This window comes from Kitasatospora sp. NPDC091257 (genome assembly GCF_044757675.1).
Classification (GTDB): Bacteria; Actinomycetota; Actinomycetes; order Streptomycetales; family Streptomycetaceae; genus Kitasatospora; species Kitasatospora lactacystinica.
The window spans coordinates 1-1,797 of sequence record NZ_JBIVVI010001540.1 but is presented as its reverse complement, the minus strand read 5'-3'; the positions used below and the strand labels follow the sequence as shown (position 1 = coordinate 1,797).

At 64.6% G+C, this 1,797-nt stretch carries 3 protein-coding genes; all 3 read right to left on the bottom strand.

Annotated elements, in window-relative coordinates:
• The coding region (locus ACIQOV_RS40075) for a GNAT family N-acetyltransferase (protein ID WP_401055891.1) at positions 1-404 on the bottom strand (404 nt) is incomplete at its 3' end.
• Positions 405-493: 89 nt separating this feature from the next.
• Entirely contained in the window at positions 494-697 is a 204-nt protein-coding gene (locus ACIQOV_RS40070) for a DUF397 domain-containing protein (protein ID WP_401055889.1), read from the bottom strand.
• Entirely contained in the window at positions 690-1,547 is an 858-nt protein-coding gene (locus ACIQOV_RS40065; protein ID WP_401055887.1) for a helix-turn-helix domain-containing protein, read from the bottom strand. The genes ACIQOV_RS40070 and ACIQOV_RS40065 overlap by 8 nt, the downstream gene beginning before the upstream one ends.
• Positions 1,548-1,797: the final 250 nt, after the last annotated feature.

The window sequence follows — 1,797 nt, the reverse complement described above, 5'->3', positions numbered from 1 at the left end:
GTGTTCGCGGTGACCCGCTCCACCCCGAGGTCGGCGAACCCCTTGCCGATCAGGGCCAGCGAACCCTCCGTGGCGTAACCCCTGCCCCAGGCCGACCGGTTCAGCCGGTAGCCGAGTTCGACCACGGCGGGATCGTGGTCGTCGAGCGGGCGGAGTTCGAACCAGCCCAGAAACGTACCGGTGGTCTTCTCCTGGGCCGCCCAGAAGCCCCGGGTACCCGAACACGGGTGGACGTGGAGGAGGCGGGGCAGGGTCCGCGTGCGGATCGCCTCGCGGTCCGCCGGCTTGCCGCCGTTGATGAAACGCATGACCTCGGGGTCGTTGTCCAGCGTGTAGAGGTCGTCGACGTCGGCCTCGGTGAACGGCCGCAGGAGGAGACGGTCGGTCTGCAGGAAGGGATGCATCCAGCGATCTTCATCGGGTACTGCCGAACCCGGCCATCGATTTTTCGGCGGCCCCTTGCGGAGGAGCAAGGGGCCGCCGGAACGGTTCGCTAGACACCGGTGGTCAGCAGGTGGTCGAACTCGCCAGCCTTCGCGCCCTGGAGGAGGGCCGCGAGCTTGCGGGCGGTAGTGCGGACGATGACGTCACCCTCGTCGGACTCGCGGAGTTCGATCACACCAGCGATGGCCCGCACCTCAACACATGCGTTGCTGGAACCTGAGTAACTGGATTTCTGCCACACAGGGCTATTCATGATTGCCCTCTATCTCCTTCTTGACGGTCCGGATGAAGTCGCGAGAGTCATCTTCCGACAGCGCCACTGCCGCCATCCGGTCGAGGATCTCGCGGTAGCTCGCCAGGTCGGAGGGTGCATCGAAGAGTGGACACCCGAAGCTGATGTCGATCTGCACGGTGTCCAGCTCGGAAACCGGGCCCTCGGTGTAGACGAAGTTCTCGCTGGGGCCGGGCAGCGACTCAATGGTGAACGGCACGACTCGAACAGAGATCTCCGGGCTCTCGGAGTCCGTGATGAGGGCTCCGAGCTGCTCGGCAAGCGCCTTCGGCCCGCTGAACTGCATGCGCAGCGCGGCTTCGTGGATGAACGCCGTGTAGGGAGTGCCTCCAGCCCTGATGACCTGCTGCCTCTGCAAGCGGAAGGCCAGCCGAAGGTCAACATCAGAGCGCGGGAGTGGAGGGACTGCACGATCGAAAACCGAAGCTGCGTAGGCAGGGGTCTGGAGCAGTCCGGGCATGAAAGTGATCGAGAAGGTGGAGATCCGCTGAGCATGGGCCTCGATCGCTGCCACATCGAGCAGATCTATGGTCAGGCTGCTGTACTTTTCCCACCAGCCGACCTCTCGTTCCCTGGTCATGCCTTCGAGCGCATCGATCAAGGGCTCGTTGAGGCACATGCAGGCTTCTGCGATCTCACGCAGGCGCTCCGGGCTGACAGCGGACTTCCCGTTCTCCATCTGGGTCACGAGGGCGGGCGTCACGCCGAGCAGCCTGGCGAGGTGGCTGCCGCCGAAGCCGGCCTGCTCTCGCATCCTCCGCAGCTCGGAGCCGAGGCGGCGCTGTCGAAGCGTCGGGGTTCGAAGGGCCATGGCGTCCTCTCTGCTGGTCCAGGAGCCAGTGTCCCACTGATGGGGGAACTTTCTCGCATTCGAATTAACTTTAAGAGCGGGTGCGCTAGGGTCGTTCCAGGTCGATCCGATGGATCGTCAGACACGCTTTGGTTCAGCGCAGTAGGCGCCTGCTGCCCTCCCGCCGAAGAGCAACCACCCCCTGGCCTGGCTCACGGCTTCCCCCTCCACACTCATGCCTCTCGGAGGTTCCTGTGTGCACCCTGAACAC

Coding starts and splice junctions, on each gene's coding strand:
- ACIQOV_RS40070 (WP_401055889.1), bottom strand. CDS start 697: ATGAATAGCCCTGTGTGGCAGAAATCCAGTTACTCAGGTTCCAGCAAC.
- ACIQOV_RS40065 (WP_401055887.1), bottom strand. CDS start 1,547: ATGGCCCTTCGAACCCCGACGCTTCGACAGCGCCGCCTCGGCTCCGAG.